Origin of the sequence: Saccharospirillum sp., assembly GCF_040881935.1 — a bacterium.
GTDB lineage: Bacteria > Pseudomonadota > Gammaproteobacteria > Pseudomonadales > Natronospirillaceae > Saccharospirillum.
The window spans coordinates 1-1,555 of record NZ_JBBECH010000097.1 but is presented as its reverse complement, the minus strand read 5'-3'; the positions used below and the strand labels follow the sequence as shown (position 1 = coordinate 1,555).

Genomic DNA, 1,555 nt, shown 5'->3' with positions numbered 1-1,555 from the left:
TACTCAAATAGGCCGCCTTTGACTCGCTGATGGCCATGTCCGGCGATATCAGCATTAGTTGCGAACGGCCCGTTGGGCTGGTGGCACAGGCTGAGATCAGTAACATGGTCAGTCCGGCGAGGAGAATGTGTTTCATGATATATCCTTACAAATAACGTTGAGGCTACGACGATGATTGGTGAACGGTTTGATAGTAGCAGCTTCTGTTCTATCTGAGAGGTGGTTTTTCGCGGTATTAATTTTGAAGCGGACCTGATGAACAACCTAGGCATTCCCATCATCGGCCTGGGCGAGCGCGCGGAAATTCTGGAGGGGAGCGTGCTGATGTATGGCAAAGCTGACGACGGCACAAGCCAGCAAAAGGGAAGGGTGGTGACTATGTATATGCAGTCGTTAAAGATCCGGTGGGGGCTGTTTTGCGTTGATGCCTGTATGGTGATAAGGCCATGCTGAATCCTGTCAACCTGGGGACTCTCCAGCTGTGTGTCGTTTAAATCTGCTATTTTTTCGCCTCTTTTGTCGATTCGTGGGCTTGCGGGACGACTCCTTGCCGTAGAGTTTGAAATTTGACTATCGGTAATTGACGTTCAAAATGAAATTTTAGAGATTGCGCACTGAAACTCGGGAAATAAGCGCAGTCGATATCGTTTTCGAAAAGGGAGAGATCTAATGGCTGAGTTAGTCCTAACCACCTTTGATTGGGTTCCGGAGCTGCCCCGGGGTTATGTACGCGACCTTCGTGTGCGCTGGGCTCTGGAAGAGGCGGAGTTACCCTACCGTGTGAACAGTGTGTCTTTTCGCGACCGGGGTGACGACCATTTCTCACACCAGCCCTTTGGGCAGGTGCCCTGGTTGAGTGATGGTGATCTTTCCATATTCGAAAGTGGCGCGATATTGCTTCACCTGGGTGAGCGCAGCGACAAGCTCATAATGACTGACCCTCGCGTCAGGAGTGAGGTTATAGAGTGGCTCTTCGCTGCGCTTAACTCGGTTGAAGCGGCCAGTCTGCCCTGGTCTCTGTTCAAGTTCTCCGGAGACGATACGGAAACGCCAGGAAGAACGCATCTGGATGGATTTCTTCAGGCGCGCCTCCAGCGTATGGAGGCCGTGCTAAAGGGACGAAAATGGCTCGCTGAGTCTTTCTCTGTCGCAGACATACTAATGGCAGATGTCCTGCGCCTTGTTGACCGCTTTGACGGGTTAGCGGACTACCCGGCTTGCAGTAATTATGTTGCCCGCACGACAGCACGCCCTGGTTTTTTGAAGGCCTATAAAGATCAGATGGAGCATTTCGCTGCAGGTGATTAAGAAAGTCTGCCCATTATATCGAACATGCGACGTAGCCTGATAAATCGTCATTTCATCAGGCGTCAGCCACCGGTATCCCCGGCCGGATTGTGCTTGAACCAGCCGATGATGTCCGGCATGTGTTGCTGGAAGTTCCCGGGGTATGAAAGGTTTCCCGGCACGGACCGAACCCCGGTTCCCAACTGCAGGGAAGTGTCGGTGACAGTTCACTGTTAAGTTTGAAGTGCGCTAGGAAGAATAACTTCAA

1 protein-coding gene is annotated in these 1,555 nt (G+C 51.8%); it reads left to right on the top strand.

Annotated features, from left to right (window positions below):
• Positions 1 to 669 precede the first annotated feature (669 nt).
• A complete protein-coding gene (locus WEB54_RS17890) occupies positions 670 to 1,308 on the top strand; it encodes a glutathione S-transferase family protein (protein ID WP_368054349.1) in 639 nt (212 codons plus the stop codon).
• Positions 1,309 to 1,555 lie beyond the last annotated feature (247 nt).

What these genes read in the sequence shown, in the direction of transcription:
- WEB54_RS17890 (WP_368054349.1), top strand. Translation starts at nt 670, where the DNA reads ATGGCTGAGTTAGTCCTAACCACCTTTGATTGGGTTCCGGAGCTGCCC.